Below are 17325 nucleotides of genomic sequence, written 5' to 3' on the forward strand. Positions count from 1 at the left end.
GCAACCGGGCCGCTTCCGCCTGGCCCCGGGGCCGCACCGCCCGCCGATTTCGCGCCGCGCCCGGCAGGCGTCGCTTTACGCCCTTTCCCCGGCGGCGGGGGTGATCTAAATACCGCCGCAGCTTTGGCCCAAAGGGAGACGCGCATGACCCGCGACACCGGCTTTTTCACCGAAACCCTTTCCTCGCGCGACCCCGAGCTTTTCGGCGCCGTCACCGCCGAACTTGGCCGCCAGCGCGACGAGATCGAGCTGATCGCCTCGGAAAACATCGTCAGCCTGGCGGTGCTTCAGGCTCAGGGCTCGGTCCTGACCAACAAATATGCCGAGGGTTATCCGGGCAAGCGCTACTACGGCGGCTGCCAATATGTCGATATCGCCGAGACCCTGGCGATCGAGCGGGCCAAGCAGCTTTTCGGCTGCAACTTCGCCAACGTCCAGCCCAATTCCGGCAGCCAGATGAACCAGGCGGTGTTCCTGGCGCTGCTGAAGCCGGGCGACACGTTCATGGGGCTCGACCTCAACTCGGGCGGGCACCTGACCCATGGCTCGCCGGTGAACATGTCGGGGAAATGGTTCAACGTGGTCTCCTACGGGGTGCGGCCGCAGGACCAGCGCCTCGACATGGAGGAAATCCGCGCCAAGGCGCTGGAAAGCCGCCCGAAGCTGATCCTTGCGGGCGGCACCGCCTATAGCCGCGAATGGGACTGGGCCGCCTTCCGCGCCATCGCGGATGAGGTCGGGGCCTATCTGCATGTCGACATGGCCCATATCGCGGGCCTGGTGGCGGGCGGCGTCCATGCCTCGCCGGTGCCGCATGCCCATGTGGTCACCACCACCACGCATAAATCCCTGCGCGGCCCGCGCGGCGGCATGATCCTGACGAATGACGAGGATATCGCCAAGAAGATCAACTCGGCGGTGTTCCCCGGCCTTCAGGGCGGGCCCTTGATGCATGTGATCGCCGCCAAGGCCGTGGCCTTCGGCGAGGCGCTGCGGCCCGAGTTCAAGGCCTATGCCGCCCAGGTCAAGGCCAATGCGGCCGCCATGGCGGATGAGCTGATGAAGGGCGGGATCGACATCGTCTCGGGCGGCACCGACAACCACCTGTGCCTGGCCGACCTGCGCCCCAAGAAGGTCACCGGCAAGGCGGCCGAGGCCGCGCTTGGCCGCGCCCATATCACCTGCAACAAGAACGGCGTGCCTTTCGACCCCGAAAAGCCCTTCGTGACCAGCGGCATCCGTCTGGGCGCCCCCGCAGGCACCACGCGCGGCTTCGCGGAAGAGGAATTCCGCCAGATCGCGCGCTGGATCGTCGAGGTGGTCGACGGACTTGCCGCCAATGGCGATGCCGGAAACGGCGAGGTCGAGGCCAAGGTCCGGGCCGAGGTCGAGGCGCTCTGCGCCCGCTTCCCGCTTTATCCGACGCTCTGAGCCGGATCGCCGAGAAAAAGCGAAGGGGCGCCGGTCCGGGCGCCCCTTTCGCATTTCCGGGGCCGGGCCGCGCGGCCTCAGAGGTAGCCGCGCCAGACCAGAAAGCCGATCACCGCCGCCCCCACCACCAGGAGCGAGAAGGCGACCGAGGCCCCGATCGAAAGCCAGACCGCCTTGCGTCGATCCGCCCGCCCCAGGGGCCCGAGATAGCGCAGGCAGGTGTCATAGGCCTCGGCCACGCGGCCCTCGTCGATGCGGACCTGCAGCTTGGGCGTCAGCGCCATTTCCGAGGCCTCGGCCAGCAGCGCGGCGGCGCGGCGCACCCGGCGCGGCAGCTTGTGCCCACCGCGCGCCAGCTTTTCAGTCAATCCGCGACCGCGGATCCGCAGCCGCTCCTCCATCAGACCGGCCACCCTGTCGGCCATCTGCCGGATGCTTCCCACGCCCATTGCCGCCGTTCCGTTTCCCGTTCTGCGGCCCCTGCGCCGCGATCCGTCCCGAGTATCGCGCAAAGCCGGGGCGGGCTTCAACCGCTCTGGCGCGGGACAGAGCGTTTCGCTAGAAGAACCGCCATGCTTGCCACGATCCGACATCCCGCCGCCGCCCCCTCGGGCCAGCCGCCCCTGGTGATCGCCCATGGGCTTTACGGCTCGGGCCGCAACTGGAACGTGATCGCGCGGCGGCTGGCCGATCTGCGCGACGTGATCGCGGTGGACATGCGAAACCACGGCGAAAGCCCGCGCTTTCCGACGCAAGGCTATGCCGACATGGCCGGGGATCTGGCCGAAGTCATCGAAAGCCTTGGCGGCACCGCCGATCTTCTGGGCCATTCGATGGGCGGCAAGGCGGCAATGCAGCTTGCGCTGACCGAAGGCGACAACGCGCGGATCCGCCGTCTCGTCGTCGCCGATATCGCGCCCGTCGCCTATGCGCATGACCAGAGCCAATATGCCCGGGCGATGCGCGGCCTTGATCTGGGCGGCCTGACCTCGCGCGGCGAGGCCGACCGCAGGCTGGCCGGGGGGGTGGACGATCCCGCGCTGCGCGCCTTCTTCCTGCAATCGCTGGACCTCAAGGCCGAGGGCGGGCCGCGCTGGCGGCTGAACCTCGACGTGCTGGAGGCCGAGATGCCGAAGATCGTCGGCTGGCCCGGCACCACGGGGCGGTTCGACGCGCCCGCGCTGTTCGTCACCGGATCGGAAAGCGGCTATGTCCGCGCCGAGAACCGCGAGACCATCCGCAGCCTGTTCCCCAAGGCGCGCTTTGCCAGGCTGCCGGGGGCGGGCCACTGGCTGCACGCCGACAAGCCGCGCGAATTCGAGGAAACCGTCCGGGTCTTCCTGAACGCCTGAGCAGCGCGCCCCGAGGCCCCCTGCCCCGCCCGCGTCCCTGCCCGCCCGTCAGGTCAGCCTGCCTCTTCCGGCGGAACCGGCGCGGCTTCGGCCAAGGCCCGGGGCGCGGCATGCCAGAATGGCCCCCGGGCCCGCAACTCCTGCCAAAGCGCCGCCGAACGGGCCCGGGCCTTGTCCTCTTTCCCCGATTCGCCGACCCGGCCCCGGGCGCGGGCATTGGCGAGGTCGTTGAGCAGGCCAAGCTCGTCCTGCAGATCCTGCAACAGGGCTCGGAATCGCGGCCAGTCCTCTCCCGGCCAGAGCGGAGAGAAGAATTCGCTCAGATAGCGCAGGGTTTTCATGTCCTTGCGGAAATCGTGCATGGCTTCGACATCCTCGCCGAAGGGGGCGTCCCCCGCCGCCACGCCCGCCGACCAGGCGGCGGTCAGCGCCCGGGCCGCCAGATCGCCCACAGGGGCGGCGCGCAACGCCCGCCCGCCCGCGCCCTCTTTCAATATCCCGCCCTCGGCGATCATCCGCATCAGGGCAGGCGCATAGGCGACCGCCTTGTTCGCGCGCAGCTCGCGCCGGACGGCCTCGCGCAGCGCCTCGGTCTCGCGCGTCAGCGCGCGATCCTCCTTGCCGCCCTCGCCGCCGCCATGGGCGGCCAGGAAGACATCGGCATCGCGCACCCGGCCGAGCGCGCGAAAGATCTCCTTGGCGTCCCGCCGCGCCCTCGCCCCGGCCTTGCGGCGCAGGATCGGCGCGAAAGCGTCCAGCGCGGTGGTCAACCGCCGCAGGGCGACGCGCGCCTTGTGCGGGCCGGATTCGTCCTCGGAACCGAAAAAGACGAAGAGATGGCTGTCGATCTCATCGGAGCAATCGCCTACGATACGGGCGAACGCCTCTTCGCAGGCCATATCGGCGTGAATCGCCTCCGCCGCCTTTTCCCGTTCTGTCACGAAGGATGCCCCTGTTGCTGAAATGCCGCGTCGCTGGAATGCCGCAATAGCCCGAGTCCGTAACAGTAAAGCCAAAGCCATATGACGGTTCCCGCGATCCCCCGCGCGGGCCCGGGAACCGGCGGAAACCGCCGCCGGACCGGCCCACCGGAAATCCCCGACCCCGGGGCCCGTGCCCGCCCCTTCCCGCTTGCCGATGGCGCGCCGCTGTTGTCCAATCGGCGATGGATGCGGCGCCATGGCAGCCCCATGCGCATGCCGAGAAGGAGGCCAGATGCACCACCCCGACACGCCCGCAGGCCATTCGGCGATCCCCGACGCCAAGGCCTTTCTGCTCAGGCTGTTCGACCGGGCGGTCGAGGTCGCCGATCCAATGCGCTCGCTCTCCCGGCACCTTCCCGAAAAGCCGCCGGGCCGGGTGGTGGTGATCGGCGCGGGCAAGGCCAGCGCCCGCATGGCCGAGGCGGTCGAGGCCGAATGGGGCCCCTGCGAGGGGCTGGTCATCACCCGCTACGGCTATGGCCGCCCCTGTCGCGGCATCGAGATCGTCGAGGCCGCCCATCCCGTCCCCGACTGGGCCGGGATGGAGGCGACGGCGCGGATGCTTTCGCTGTGCGAAAGCCTGGGCGAGGGGGATTTCGTGCTGGCGCTGATCTCGGGCGGGGCCTCGGCGCTGCTGGTGGCGCCCGCCGAGGGTGTCACGCTTGAGGAGAAGCAGGCGGTGAACGCGGCGCTGCTGGCCTCGGGCGCGCCGATCGACCGGATGAACACGCTGCGCAAGCACCTCTCGCGCGTCAAGGGCGGGCAGTTGGCGGCGGCGGCCTGGCCCGCGCGCATGCTGGCGCTGATGATCTCGGACGTGCCGGGGGATGATCCGGCCTTCATCGGCTCGGGGCCCACGGTGGGAGACGGCACGACCGCGGCCGACGCCCGGGCGGTGCTGGAGCGCTGGCGGATCACCCCGCCCGAGACGGTGACCGCGGCGCTGGCGCGCCCGACCGGCGTGGTGCCGCCCGGGGATCCGCGCCTGTCACGGGTCACCAACCTGATCTACGCCGCCCCGGCGCAAAGCCTTGCCGCCGCCGCCGATCTGGCGCGCGCGGCGGGCTGCGAGACCCGGATCCTGGGGGATGCGCTGGAGGGCGAGGCGCGCGAGGTCGCCGCCGATCAGGCCCGGCTCGCGCTGGAATTGCAGGCCGAACGGAAGCCCGGGGCCCCGCCGCTCTTGCTGCTTTCGGGCGGAGAGCTGACGGTGACGCGCCGGGGCGATGGCGTGGGCGGGCCCAATGCGGAATTCTGCCTTGCGCTGGCGCTGGCGTTGAAGGGCGCCCCCGGCATCCATGCGCTGGCCTGCGACACCGATGGCGTCGATGGCGCGGCCGAGGTGGCGGGCGCCGTGATCGGGCCCGAGACACTGGCAGAAGCCGCGACGCTGGCACAGGCGAAGGGCCTTGGCCTCGATCCCGAAGCCGCGCTGGCGCGCAACGACGCCCATGGCTTCTTCGGCGCCCTCGGCGCGCAGGTGGTGCCGGGGCCGACCCTGACCAATGTGAACGATTTCCGCGTGATCCTGATCGTCTAGGCCACGGCCGTTCCGGGCCCTGCAATTGCCGGGCCCGGGACTTCGGTCATGGGGACTGCCCCCGAAGCCAGGCCCGCCGCAGGGAAATGGCGCGCGGTTTTTCAGGGCGGTCCAGACCGCCGGGGGCTCACCTGCCCTTGATCTCGACCGAGAAGCTGCGCTGCGCGCCGGGCGGCGGCGCGGGGAACGGGGCAGAGCGGCGGACGTGATCCACCGCATGCTGGTCCAGCGCCGGATTACCCGAACCGCGCCCCACCGAAACCGAGGCGAGGCCGCCGTTCGGCGCGATGGTGAAGCTGACGATGGTCACGCCGCGCCCGGGCGCGTTGCGCTGCTTGGTGCGGCGGATCTTCTTCATCACATCCGAACCATAGGACGCCGCAGCCGCCTTGCCCGAACCGGCCGAGGCCGCGCCCGCCGAAGGGTTCGAGGCGGTCGAACCGGCCGAAGCCTCGCTGCTGGATTTCTTCGGCGGGGCCTTCTTGGGCTGCTCTTTCGGCTTCTCGGCGGTCTTCACCGGCTCTTTCTTGACCACCGGCGGCTCTTCGCGCACGGGGCGGGGCTTGGGCCGGGGCGATTGCTGGACCACGCTTTCGGCAACCGGCGGCGGGGGCGCATCGGTGTCGATCTCGGGCACATCCTCGGCCAGAAGATCGTCCGGCAGCTCCACCGCGTCGGGGGTCTCGGGCGCCTCGGTCAGTTCGGGCGTCTCGGGCACCTCCTCGAAGTCCTCGGGCGCCTCGACCACTTCCTCGGGGGCATCGTCGACCGCATCGGGGGCGGGCTCGCTCATCGCCTCGACCGGGGCGGCGGCAGGCAGCATGACGATCAGCGGCTCGGCCGCTTCGCCCATGGATTCGCCCGCGGTCTGCACATTCGTCATCGCGATCGCGGCGATGGCCGAAACCAGCAATGCCGCGACCGAGGTCGAGCCGGCCCAGGCCAATGTCTTTTTTCGCCGCGACGGACCGGCGAGCGAGGGCAGAAGCGGCGCCATGGGACAGCGCGAAGCCGCAAGCGGATGGGATGCAGTCTTCGGGGCGTGAGTCATCGAGGGCGGGGTCATGGGGCAGCACCTCCTTCGGTTCCGACGCTTTCAAGGCCGACGAGCGCGACCTTCAGATAACCCGCATTGCGCAGGCCATCCAGCACGGTCATCAACTCGCCATAAGGAATGTCGCGATCCCCGCGCAGGAAGATCGCAGTCGTGCGATCCCCGCCGGTGCGCGCCTCAAGCGCGGCGGCCAGCGCCGCCAGTTCGACGGGATCGTTGCCGAGGCTGAGGACGCCATCCGCGCCGAGCGACAGCCAGACCGGCTCTTCCGGGCGCTCCTGCGGCGGGGCCGAGGAACCGGGCAGGTTCACCGGAACGTCCACGGTCGAAAGCGGTGCCGCGATCATGAAGACGATCAGCAGAACCAGCATGACGTCGATGAACGGCGTCACGTTGATTTCCGACATTTCGTCGCCGTCGTCGTCGTCCTTGATCGAGGCAGCCATGGTTTCAGCCCTCCTGCGCGGCCAGGCGGTCGAGCGCGTGGCTCTGCAACCGCTCGGCGGCGGCACCGACATCGTTCAGACGCAAGCGGAATTTGGCAAGTCTGCGCGAACAGATATTGTAGATCAGAACCGCGGGAATGGCCGCGGCAAGGCCGATTGCCGTCGCAAACAGCGCCTCGGCGATGCCGGGGGCGACGACGGCAAGGCTGGTCGTCTTCGATTCGGCGATGGCGAGGAAACTGTTCATGATGCCGAAGACGGTGCCGAACAGCCCGACGAAGGGCGCAAGCGAGCCGATCGAGGCCAGAACCCCGGTGCCCGAGCGCAGGCCATGGGCGGCCCCGGCCTCGATCCGTCCAAGCGCCGAGGCGGTACGCTCGCGCACGCCGGGTGCCAGAACGGGATCGGCCTGGGCGGCTTCAAGCTCTTCGGTGGCGGCGCGGATCATGTCGGCCGCGGGGCCGCGATGCCGGGCGGTGGCGCTGCGCGCGGCATCCAGGCTGGTCGCGGCGGACAGCGTGCGGGCGGTGCGGTTGAGCCGGGAGAAAGCGGCGGCGAATTCGATGGTCTTGTGGATGAAGATCACCAGCGCGACGAAAGCGGCGATGGCAAGGCCTACCATGACCGCCATGACGACCCAATGGGCCTGCATGACGATTTCCCACAGATCGGCGGAATGGGGGACGGCAGCGGCGGCGCCGCCCTCGGCCGGGGCCGCGTCGGCTCCGGCGGCATCGGATGCGATGTCGGCTGTCGGCGCCGTGGTTCCGGCGGGAGCATCGGCCTGAACCGTGCCCTCGGTGGCGGTGGCCGCGCCCTCGGCGGCAGCAGGAGCATCCCCGGCAGCGGCATCCGCGGTGGGTTGCGGTGCTGGCTCCTGGCCCTCGGCTGCGGGCGCTGGAACCTCGGCCGCAGGCGCTGGAACCTCGGCCGCAGGCACGGGGCCTGCGGCATCGGTCGTGGCTGGGGTGGCAGGGACATTCCCTTCCCGAACCACCCCCTCGGCTTCGGTCGGCAGAGAGGGAAGGTCTGCCGCCGGTTCCTCGGTCGGGGCGCCGGATTGCTCCGGCGCCTCGGAAGAGACAACGGGCGCACCTCCGTCCTGGGCAACCGCGGGGGCCGCGAGTGAAAGAAGCAGGATGATAAGCGCGTTCCGCATTGTCTTGATCTTACCAGGTGAAGTTCTTGGCGATGGAAAGCTTCGCATTGCGGCCGGGGGCCACATCCGACGCAAGGTTGTTCAGGTATTCCTTGTCGAAGACATTCTCTACGGCAAGGTTCACCTCAAGCCCGGCCAGCGCGCCCTCATCAGGCCGCCAGGTCACGAACAGGTCGTGGGTGTCATAGGCCTTGCCCGCAAGATCGGGACGGCCCAGCGAATGCGCCGCACCCGTCGAGATGCTGTCGAAGTAATAGCCGCGCCAGCCCAGGATCAGGTTCTGCTCGGGCAGTTTGGCGCCCAGGGTCAGCGCGACGTTTTCAGCGGGCGTATTGGCCAGTTGCGCGCCGGTGTCCATGTTCTTCGACTTCACCTTGCTCCAGGCCAGACTCGCGAACCAGCGTTCGGCGTCATAGCTGGCTTCCAGTTCGGCGCCCCAGATCCTGGCCGCGTCGATGTTGATCAGGCCATCTTCGCCCGACACGCCGCTGGTGTTGTTGGCGATAAGGTCGGTCATGTCGTTGTGGAAGCCGGTGATCTTCACGCCGAAGAAGTCGTCGGCCGAGAACAGCCCGGTCTGCTGATAGGCGAAGCCGATCTCGATGGTCTCGGCGCTTTCCTTGTCGAGGTTGAGGCTGGGCGCATAAACGGCGCCGCCCGCGCTGCGCGTCGCGTAAAGCTCGTCCAGCGTCGGCATCCGCTCGGTGGTCGAATAGGAGCCGAAAACCGAGAGGTTGTCGTTGAACTCGTAAAGCGCCGCGAGCGAGGCCGAGACGGCGGTGTCGTCGACGGCTTCGCCGCCCAGGGCGATGACCGCCGCCGAAGGGTCCCGGTCGCCGAAGTCGACGCGGACGCCGGGGATCAGCACGAAACGGTCGTTCAGCGTGAACTCGCCCTGCGCATAGACGCCGATCCGCCTGTCCGTCCCCTCGGGGTGGAAGGTGAAGCTGCCCAGGACCGAGCTTGCGGTGCGCTCCTGCTCGGAAAGCTGCACGCCGACGGTCAGGTAGTTCTGCCAGGCGCCGAAGGAGACGTCCGAGACGTTCTCGACCTTCAGCGTGACCGTGCGGTAGCCGTAAGAGCTGTCGCACAGGATCGAAAGCGTGCCCGGGCCGCAGGGCAGGCCGCCGGTGAAGTTAGAGCGGTCAACCGTGGTATCGCTGTAGGAAAGCTGCACCGTCAGGTCGAGCAGGTCGTTGCCCGCGAAACCGTGGTTCCATGTCAGGGTCGCGGTGTCGTCGACTGTCTTCAGGTCGGTCTGGCCGAACAGAGCGGACATCGAGGCATTGCCGCCGGTCTGCACGACCTCGGTCCCCTTCAGGTCCGCTTCGGTGCGCGAGTAGGAGAAGGTCAGCGACTGGTCGTCGTCATTGCCGAAATACCACTTGCCCTTCACCAGCGCCGAATAGGCGTCGAATTCGGTGCCGCGCAATTCGTTCCCGCCGCCGTCCTTGATCACGTCGCTGTCGGATTTGTTCAGAGAGGCGAGGAATTCGGAATTGCCGACCCGGGTGGCGTAGGTCGCGCCCAGCCCGGTGTGATCCCTGTTCGACCCGTAGGAGCCCTTGAACCGCAGCGCCGAGCTTTCGCCATCGGCCAGGAAGTCGCTGGCGTCCTTGGTGGTGAAGACCACCGCGCCGCCGATCGCGCCTGTGCCGTAAAGCGTCGAGGACGCCGGGCCGCGCAGGACCTCGACCCGCTTGAACAGTTCGAGATCGCCGAAGAACGACCCCATCCGGTAGCCCTCGAAGAACTTCGGCGCGCCGTCCACGGTGACCTTGATGCGGTCCTCGGACGAGGCGGTGTCGGTCGCGCCGATGCCCCGGATGTTGAAGGCCTGGCCCAGCGGACGGGCCGAGGCGCCCGAGGTCTGCACGCCCGGAACACCCTTGAGCAGGTCCGAAAGCGTCTGGGGCTGCAACTGGTCGATATCCCCTTGCTCCAGCGCGGTCACCGCCTGCGGCGTGTCGATCGCCACCTTGGCCGTCCCCGTGCCCAGGATGATGCGGCCGAGCATCTGAAAGAAACCCTCGCTCTGCTGCGCCGCGGCGGGGGTGGCGCAAAGCGCCAGGATGGTCGCTGAGGCAAGCAGCCTACGCCTTAGGGCAGGTGTCTTGAGGTCTGTCATGGCGGGTTCCCTTCGTCCGTATTTTTGCTGCGTTCTCGAAGGGCTGGCACGAGCGCGGTCGGCTGGCGGTGCAGAAGATTCTGACTTGATCTGTCAGGGAAAGGCTCTTAGGAATACTGACTGTAATTGTCAAGTATCCCTAAGGGGATAGATTGCGCGCGCCAGCCCGGTCGCCAGAGACGCGCGTTGCCTTGCCCAGCAAAAGGAAACGCCATGGCCCCGCGCCTCAGCCCCGCCGAAATCCGCACCCTGCGCGCCGAAAACCCCAAGGCCCGCGCCCGAGATTTCGCAACTGCGAACAACCTGACCGAAGCCGAGCTGGTCGCCGCCTGGGTCGGCCATGGCAATACCGCGATTGCCGCGCATCCCGACCGGATCATGCCCTTCGTCGCGCAGATGGGCGAGGTGATGGCGCTGACCCGCAACGAATCCTGCGTGCATGAGCGTGTGGGTGTATACAGCGACTACCGCTCGGGCGAGGTCGCGGCGATGGTGCTGGGCCCGGAGATCGACCTGAGGATCTTTCCCGCGCATTGGGTCCATGCCTTCGCCGTCACCGAAGAGACCGACAAGGGCCCCAAGCGCTCGGTGCAGGTTTTCGACGCGGCCGGGGATGCGGTCCACAAGATCCACCTGCGCGAGGCCTCGGACCCGGCGGCCTTCGAGCGGATGGTCGAGGCGCTGCGCCTGCCCGATCAAAACGGCGTGATCACGCCCGAACCGCGCAAACCCGTCGAATCGGCGCGCGGCGATCATGCCCGGCGCGACGAATTGCGCGCCGCATGGGAGAAAATGACCGATACCCATCAGTTCCTGTCCCTGGTCAAGGGGCTGAAGATGAACCGGCTGGGCGCGAACCGGATCGCCGGGGCGCCTTTCGCGACGCCGCTCGCGCTCGACGCGGTGACGCGCACGCTTGAGCTGGCCTCGGAACGCAAGGTGCCGGTGATGATCTTCGTCGGCAACATGGGCTGCATCCAGATCCACGGCGGGCCGGTCGAGCGGATCGTGCCGATGGGGCCCTGGATCAACGTGCTGGATCCGCGCTTCGACGTGCACCTGCGCACCGATCATGTCGCCGAGGTCTGGCGGGTCAGGAAGCCCACCCGGACCGGCGATGCCATCAGCATCGAGGCCTTCGACGCCGAGGGGATGCTGATCCTCCAGATCTTCGGCTATCGCAAGGACACGCCCGCCGAACCCTGGAACGACCTGACCGCAAGCCTGCCCGTGCTTGAAGAGGTGAACGCGTGATGCGCCTTGTCTCCACCGCGATCCTGGGGCTGTGGGCCGCCGCCGCCCCGGCCCTCGCCGAAAGCTATCCCGAGGCCGACCGGATCGTCTCGATCGGCGGCTCTGTCACCGAGATCGTGGTCGAACTGGGCGCCGAGGCGCGGCTGATCGCGCGCGACACCACCTCGAACCACCCGGCCTCGATCCTGGAGCTGCCGGATGTCGGCTATATCCGCGCGCTCTCGCCCGAGGGGGTGCTGGCGCTCGACCCCGACCTGATCATCTCGGAACAGGGCGCGGGCCCGGTCGAGGCGGTCGAGGTGCTGCGCAGCGCGGGCATTCCCTTCATCGAGATGCCCGGCGACCCGACCCCGGCCGGGATCGCGACCAAGATCCGCGCCGTGGGCGAGACGCTCGGCCTGTCCGACCGCGCCGAGGCGCTGGCCGTCTCCGTCACTGAGGGGCTGGCCGCCGCCGAGGCCCGGGCCGAGGCCGTGACCGGGAAGAAGCGCGTCCTTTTCGTGCTGGCGATCCAGAGCGGGCGCGTGATGGCCGGGGGCACTGGAACCGCTGCCGAAGGCATCATCGAACTGGCCGGCGGCACCAATGCGGGCACAGGCTTTGCGGGCTACAAGCAGATGACCGACGAGGCCGTACTGGAGGCCAATCCCGACGTCATCCTGATGATGAACCGCGAGGGAGACCTTCAGATCGCCAATGACGACATCCTTTCGCATCCCGCCCTGTCGCAGACCCTGGCGGCCGAAACCGGCCTGATCCTGCGCATGGACGGCATGCTGATGCTGGGCTTCGGCCCGCGCACGCCCGCCGCCGCGGATGAGCTTTACGGCCTGCTCTATCCCGGGGCGCCGGAAGCCGCTTCGGGGGCGGCCCCGTGACCATCGCCACGGCGGACAGCGGACCCCGCGCCGCCGGGCGGCTGGTGCGGGGCCGGGGGCCGCTGATGGTCCTGCTGGCCGGGCTCGCGGCGCTGGTCGCGCTGATCTCGCTCGGGACCGGCGCGGCAGGGCTTTCGCCGCTGAAGCTGCTCTCGATCCTGGTCGGGCTTGAGGAGATGACCTTGCGCGACCGCGTGGTCCTCTTCGACATCCGCCTGCCGCGCCTTCTCATGGGTTTTCTGGTGGGGGCGGCGCTGGCTGTCTCGGGCGCGCTGATGCAGGGGCTGTTCCGCAACCCGCTGGCCGATCCGGGCATCACCGGCGTGGGCGCCGGGGCGGGGCTGGGCGCGGTCATGTCGATCGTTCTGGGCGGGATGCTGCCCGCCGGGGTCGCGGCGGTCGTCGGCACCCATCTGACCGCCTTCGCGGCCTTTCTGGGCGGCTGGGGCGCGACGCTGATCCTTTACCGTGTGGCCACGCGCGACGGACAGACCAATGTCGCGACCATGCTGCTGGCGGGGATCGCGCTTGGCGCGCTTTCGGGCGCGGTGACCGGGGTCATGGTCTATCTGGCCGACGACCGCCAGTTGCGCGACCTGACCTTCTGGGGCATGGGCTCGCTCGCGGGGGCGACCTGGAACAAGATCCTTGTCGGCGCGACGCTGATCCTGCCCCTGCTTCTGGCGGCCCCCTTGCTGGCGCGCGGGCTGAACGCGCTGGCCATGGGCGAGGCGCAGGCGCTGCATGTCGGGCTCAGGGTGCAGCGGCTGAAGAACCGCGCCATCATGGGCACGGCCGCGGGCGCGGGGATCTCGGTCGCGCTTGCGGGCGGGATCGGCTTTGTCGGCATCGTGGTGCCGCATCTTCTGCGGCTGGTCGCGGGACCCGACAACCGGGTGATCCTGCCCGCCTCGGCGGTTCTGGGCGGCACGCTGCTGGTCGCCGCCGACATGATCGCGCGCACCATCGCCGCGCCCGCCGAAATGCCCATCGGCGTGATCATGGCGCTGATCGGCGCCCCGGTCTTCCTGTGGATCCTCTTGCGCCAGCGCGGGCTGGCGGGGTTCTGAAATGCTTGAGGTCAGGGATCTTTCCGTCGCCCTTTCCGGCCGCACCATCCTGTCCGGCATCGGGCTCAACGCCGCGCCGGGCACGCTGACCGCCATCGTCGGGCCGTCGGGCTCGGGCAAGTCCACCTTGCTGCGCGCCATCACCGGTGAGATCGGCTATCACGGCTCGGCCCGGCTGAACGGGCTTGAGGTGCGCCAGACCTGCCCCGAGCGGCTGGCCGCCCTGCGCGCCGTCCTGCCGCAGGAGACCCATGTCGCCTTCGCCTTCACCGCCGCCGAGGTGGTTGCGCTTGGCGCGCATCGGGGCCCCACGCCATCGCCGCGCCGCATCGACGAGCTGCTCGCCACCGTCGGGCTGCGGGGCATGGGGCACCGGCTGGTCCAGAGCCTTTCGGGCGGCGAGCGTCAGCGCGTCCACCTGGCCCGGGTGCTGTTGCAGGCCGGAGAGCCGGTCGGCCCCGAGGGCCCGCGCTGGCTGTTCCTGGACGAGCCGGTCTCGAGCCTCGACATCGCCCATCAGCTCGGCGTGATGCGCATCGCCCGCTCCTACGCCGACAAGGGCGGGGCGGTGGTGGCGGTGATGCACGACCTGAACCTCTCGGCGATGTTCGCCGACCGGATCGCGGTCCTTTCGGCGGGGCGCTTCGTCACCTCCGGCCCGCCCGCCGAAGTCCTGACCGGCGAGATGATCGAGCGGGTCTATGGCTGCCACATCCCGGTCTGCACCGCCCCAGAAGAGGGCCCATGGTTGCTCGTCCAAGCCGCGCGCCAGACCCTGTCGGCTTGATTTTCGAAGCCTTCCCGCCATCGGTGGCAAGAAGCAAGCCCGGCGCGAGCGGGCCGACCGTGGTTGTTGCCCGACCCGAACATGGCCAGGCCGTCAAGCGGATCGGACCGGACTTGTTACCGAGGAAGTAATCGCCCCGCCCGTTAACGATGCAGGGATACCCTGCACGCAAAAAGTGTTGCATTTAAAACAATAGGTTAGAAGGATATAAGATCCTGACTTTCCGCTTGTTTTCGCGCTTCACACTTCCCGGCGTTTCGCCTCCTGACTTCTGCCGGGGACCAAGGTTTCCGTTTTTTCTAGGGATTCAAGGCCTGACAAGCAGACACATCTATAAACGCTCTGATCATAGAAAAGCCGCTCCCGGGCATGTGAACTGCTCAGCGCTTCTACATGGTGAGGGCAGGCAGTTGCCGTGGAGGGGCGAGAGGACCAAAGGCGAAAGTATCCCGACGAAAAGAATGGTCGGATACGTGACGGAAGCCATTTTTGGTGCCAAATCGGAGTAATCACATCAAGGCACATCGAAGCACTCCCAGAACATGCTGAGCAAATGCCTCCAAGTCATAAATTAGGCGATGTTTCCTCAGTTGTTCAAAACGTCTCCCCCTTGAAGGCTCTAACTTGCACGCCTTGGCGTGGGATTGATGGCTTCGCCGCTCCATATGACCTGAACTATCATGCAGTTATTCGTGAGGATCGCGGTGTGATCGCAAGCAGAAAGCGACAACTCGGATTGGGAGATGTCTTGATAGCAATGCTAGCATGCTCTATGTTGCGTAAGGCGATCAGGAGGGTGTCATGGCAAATATCACGATCCGAAATCTGGACGATGCCGTGAAACATGGTTTGCGGATCAGGGCGGCGCGACATGGCCGCTCGATGGAAGACGAGGTGCGTCATATCCTGCGTGATGCTGTGGATAGTCCCGCAAAGCCGCTGGATCTGTCGGCTCGGATCAGGGCGCGGGTTGCCGAGTTTGGTGGTGTTGAGCTTGATCTTCCCCCGCGTGACGCGATGCGCGAGCCGCCAGCATTCGACCGGGCGTGATCTATCATGATCATACTTGATACGAACATCGTCTCGGAACTGCTGCGTCCTGCCCCGGAACCGCAGGTCGAAAGCTGGCTTGCTGGCCGGGAGGGCACACAGGTCTTCCTGACTGCCGTGACGGAGGCGGAGCTGCGCTATGGAGTTGCCCTACTGCCGGAAGGGCGGCGCCAGGCGGGTCTGTCCCTGATGCTCGACAGCATTTTGCGGGAAGACTTCGCAGACAGGATACTTCCCTTCGATAGTCCAGCGGCGGAAACCTTCGCGGTGATAGCCTCGACCCGCCGGGCATCTGGCCGACCTATCGCGCAGGCGGATTGCCAGATCGCGGCGATTGCCCGTGCGGTGGGGGCATCCATCGCCACTCGCAATGTCAAGGATTTCGAGGGATGTGGGATCGAGGTCATCAATCCATGGGATTTGGAATAATAGAAGATGAAGCTATTACGGAATAGCGGCAATGAGTGTGTGATCGACAGGCTTCGTCCGGGCGCGTCCGTTGATCTTATGTCGCCCGAATTTTCGTTGCACGCCTTCGCCGAGATGCAGGACATGATGGCGAAGCCGGGTCGGGTTCGATTGCTGTTGGGTGAGGAAAAATCTCTTATCTAATCCCTCTTCGGCGGCGCTGCGGACATTTCCTATCGAGGAAGGCTTCAGGGGCGTTGGCTTGCCCGTGCGGCCCACGACTGGATCAAGAACCACGCCGAAACTCGCCACGCGGCTACGCCTCCCCCACAATCCCTGATCGTCGTTAGCAGCGGTGCGGCGCAAAGTGCCGTACTCGGCACTTGCGCTTTTACTACTGAGGGACTTGGCATCGGCACCCTGCGCCTGCATGATCTGCGCCACAGCTTCGCCACGACCGCGATCAGCGCCGGGGAAAGCCCGCGCACGGTCGCCAGGCTGCTCGGGCACAGCGAGCTCGCGACCACCGAAGCCTATATCCATCTGGCGGACGAGACCCTGCGCGACGCGGCGATCAGTGTCGGTGCCCATTTGAACAAGACGCTCGCCGCCCCCAGTGACATAACAAAGCGCAACCGGCAGCCTGCCACGCCGCCAACCCGCCCGCCATCCCGCCGCACCTGTTGCGGGAATACAGACGCTCCCGGCTGCTGATCCCCGCCTTCTGCGAAAAGCACGGGCTGGACCGGAAGCTGTTCTGGAAAGCGGTGCAGGCCGATTTCGAGCGCAACAGGAAGGAGGCAGGCAAATGAACACGGTCACCCTGTTCACCCCGAACACGATCCGCGCCGCCCGATTCACATGGCTGAGGTCGATGTCGCCAGACATACCGCCGTTGCGATGCCACCTCTGCGAGCCAAGTGGGGAATATCTCTCCGCTGGCCGCCTACGGCTTCTGAACGTTCCAGCTGGTTTGAAACCAATCGGCGAATGCTGCGGCTTCTCCGTCGGCGTCGGTGGTCTGGATCAGACCAAGCTCGGTGCTTGGCGTGAGCCTCGCAGCCTTCCGGGCCTCGTGCCAGAACCTGTCCAGCCGGATCCCGCGCAGGGGCTGCTCATCTTCGGCAAAGACCAGATCGCTGATCCGGGACAGGGTGGCCAACAGGTCCAGCACCGGCTTGCCAAGCCAGATCGCGCGCGGCCCGGCCTTGGCATCGTCCAGACGAAGACCTCTCCGGTCTCGTGCTCGGCGTCAGGATCGATCGCGACGAAGTGAAGACGCATCTCGTTGGTGTCGATCCGCGCCATCCGCGACGGGGCGCAGGATACCGTCAATCAGGCGGGCCAGCAGATCGTCCAGCGCCAGTTGCAGGTCGCGCCCACGCTCACCATCCGGCCCGGTTTCCCGGTCAGGATCATTGTGACCCGCGACCTCGTATTCGAGAACGCGGGAGGCTGACATGACCAAGCTGAAACTCGGCCCGCTCCCCGACGACAAGCCCGTGAAGGTCGCGGTGGAACTGCCCGCGCCGCTCCACCGCGATCTGATCGCCTATGCCGAGGTGCTGGCCCGCGAAACCGGCCAGCCCGCTGCCGATCCCGTAAGGCTCATCGTACCGATGCTGGAACGGTTCATCGCCACGGATCGCGGTTTCGCCAAGCCGCGTTCTCAGGCGATATACTGACCCGTGCCCGCGCTATCGTCGCGGCTCAAAGTGCGATGGCCTGAAGCAAGGTCTGCATATGCTCGACCGTTGCGCCCTTGCCGTAACGCTCACGGTCGAG

18 protein-coding genes and 1 pseudogene are annotated in these 17325 nt (G+C 67.5%); 13 read left to right on the top strand and 6 right to left on the bottom strand.

What is annotated here, in order from left to right:
* The first annotated feature begins 144 nt into the window (after positions 1–144).
* The gene (glyA, locus tag ABNX41_RS15555) at positions 145–1431 is read left to right on the top strand and encodes a serine hydroxymethyltransferase (protein ID WP_438670647.1); all 1287 of its coding nucleotides are present in this window, start codon (positions 145–147) and stop codon (positions 1429–1431) included.
* Positions 1432–1508: 77 nt separating this feature from the next.
* Here the strand turns inward: glyA and ABNX41_RS15560 are convergent, their stop codons facing one another.
* Entirely contained in the window at positions 1509–1880 is a 372-nt protein-coding gene (locus ABNX41_RS15560) for a hypothetical protein (RefSeq protein ID WP_438670648.1), read from the bottom strand.
* 123 nt (positions 1881–2003) lie between these two features.
* On the opposite strand from ABNX41_RS15560, the gene ABNX41_RS15565 reads away from it, so the two are divergent.
* Positions 2004–2783: an alpha/beta fold hydrolase gene (locus ABNX41_RS15565; RefSeq protein ID WP_438670649.1), complete on the top strand. Its 780-nt coding sequence runs from the start codon at positions 2004–2006 to the stop codon at positions 2781–2783.
* 53 nt (positions 2784–2836) lie between these two features.
* On the opposite strand, the gene ABNX41_RS15570 is transcribed toward ABNX41_RS15565, so the two are convergent.
* Entirely contained in the window at positions 2837–3724 is an 888-nt protein-coding gene (locus tag ABNX41_RS15570; RefSeq protein WP_438670650.1) for a CHAD domain-containing protein, read from the bottom strand.
* A 274-nt stretch (positions 3725–3998) separates the two neighbouring features.
* Between ABNX41_RS15570 and ABNX41_RS15575 the strand changes: the two genes are divergently transcribed.
* Entirely contained in the window at positions 3999–5306 is a 1308-nt protein-coding gene (locus ABNX41_RS15575; protein WP_438670651.1) for a glycerate kinase type-2 family protein, read from the top strand.
* Between the two features lie 127 nt (positions 5307–5433).
* Here the strand turns inward: ABNX41_RS15575 and ABNX41_RS15580 are convergent, their stop codons facing one another.
* Genes ABNX41_RS15580 through ABNX41_RS15595 form a run of 4 tightly spaced genes read right to left on the bottom strand, consistent with a single transcriptional unit; the run spans position 5434 to position 10093 of the window.
* Complete coding sequence (locus tag ABNX41_RS15580; protein WP_438670652.1) at positions 5434–6372, bottom strand: energy transducer TonB; 939 nt, start codon at positions 6370–6372, stop codon at positions 5434–5436.
* Entirely contained in the window at positions 6369–6806 is a 438-nt protein-coding gene (exbD, locus tag ABNX41_RS15585) for a TonB system transport protein ExbD (protein ID WP_438670653.1), read from the bottom strand. The genes ABNX41_RS15580 and exbD overlap by 4 nt, the downstream gene beginning before the upstream one ends.
* A 4-nt stretch (positions 6807–6810) precedes the next feature.
* Entirely contained in the window at positions 6811–7965 is a 1155-nt protein-coding gene (gene exbB, locus ABNX41_RS15590; RefSeq protein ID WP_438670654.1) for a tonB-system energizer ExbB, read from the bottom strand.
* A 10-nt stretch (positions 7966–7975) separates the two neighbouring features.
* A complete protein-coding gene (locus tag ABNX41_RS15595; protein WP_438670655.1) occupies positions 7976–10093 on the bottom strand; it encodes a TonB-dependent receptor domain-containing protein in 2118 nt (705 codons plus the stop codon).
* A gap of 213 nt (positions 10094–10306) precedes the next feature.
* On the opposite strand from ABNX41_RS15595, the gene ABNX41_RS15600 reads away from it, so the two are divergent.
* From ABNX41_RS15600 to ABNX41_RS15645, 10 genes and pseudogenes are all read left to right on the top strand, one after another.
* A complete protein-coding gene (locus tag ABNX41_RS15600; protein WP_438670656.1) occupies positions 10307–11347 on the top strand; it encodes a hemin-degrading factor in 1041 nt (346 codons plus the stop codon).
* Complete coding sequence (locus tag ABNX41_RS15605; RefSeq protein ID WP_438670657.1) at positions 11347–12225, top strand: heme/hemin ABC transporter substrate-binding protein; 879 nt, start codon at positions 11347–11349, stop codon at positions 12223–12225. Before ABNX41_RS15600 ends, ABNX41_RS15605 begins: the two co-directional genes overlap by 1 nt.
* Before the next feature lie 65 nt (positions 12226–12290).
* Positions 12291–13295 carry a FecCD family ABC transporter permease gene (locus ABNX41_RS15610; RefSeq protein WP_438670663.1) on the top strand — a complete coding sequence of 335 codons (1005 nt, stop codon included), beginning with the start codon at positions 12291–12293 and terminating at the stop codon, positions 13293–13295.
* Position 13296: 1 nt separating this feature from the next.
* Positions 13297–14082, top strand: a complete 786-nt coding sequence (locus ABNX41_RS15615) for a heme ABC transporter ATP-binding protein (RefSeq protein WP_438670658.1) — start codon at positions 13297–13299, stop codon at positions 14080–14082.
* Positions 14083–14883: 801 nt separating this feature from the next.
* Positions 14884–15132, top strand: a complete 249-nt coding sequence (locus ABNX41_RS15620; RefSeq protein WP_438670659.1) for a FitA-like ribbon-helix-helix domain-containing protein — start codon at positions 14884–14886, stop codon at positions 15130–15132.
* A 6-nt stretch (positions 15133–15138) separates the two neighbouring features.
* The gene (locus tag ABNX41_RS15625; protein ID WP_438670660.1) at positions 15139–15561 is read left to right on the top strand and encodes a type II toxin-antitoxin system VapC family toxin; all 423 of its coding nucleotides are present in this window, start codon (positions 15139–15141) and stop codon (positions 15559–15561) included.
* 315 nt (positions 15562–15876) lie between these two features.
* On the top strand, positions 15877–16254 hold the full coding sequence (locus tag ABNX41_RS15630; protein WP_438670664.1) for a tyrosine-type recombinase/integrase: 378 nt from the start codon (positions 15877–15879) through the stop codon (positions 16252–16254).
* A gap of 94 nt (positions 16255–16348) precedes the next feature.
* Entirely contained in the window at positions 16349–16816 is a 468-nt protein-coding gene (locus ABNX41_RS15635) for a hypothetical protein (protein ID WP_438670661.1), read from the top strand.
* Positions 16817–16837: 21 nt separating this feature from the next.
* A pseudogene (locus ABNX41_RS15640) lies at positions 16838–16999 on the top strand (TrbI/VirB10 family protein); the annotation flags it as partial.
* 1 nt (position 17000) lies between these two features.
* Entirely contained in the window at positions 17001–17225 is a 225-nt protein-coding gene (locus ABNX41_RS15645) for a DUF2274 domain-containing protein (protein WP_438670662.1), read from the top strand.
* Positions 17226–17325 lie beyond the last annotated feature (100 nt).

Source organism: Pseudogemmobacter sonorensis, from assembly GCF_042762395.1.
GTDB classification, from domain to species: domain Bacteria; phylum Pseudomonadota; class Alphaproteobacteria; order Rhodobacterales; family Rhodobacteraceae; genus Pseudogemmobacter; species Pseudogemmobacter sonorensis.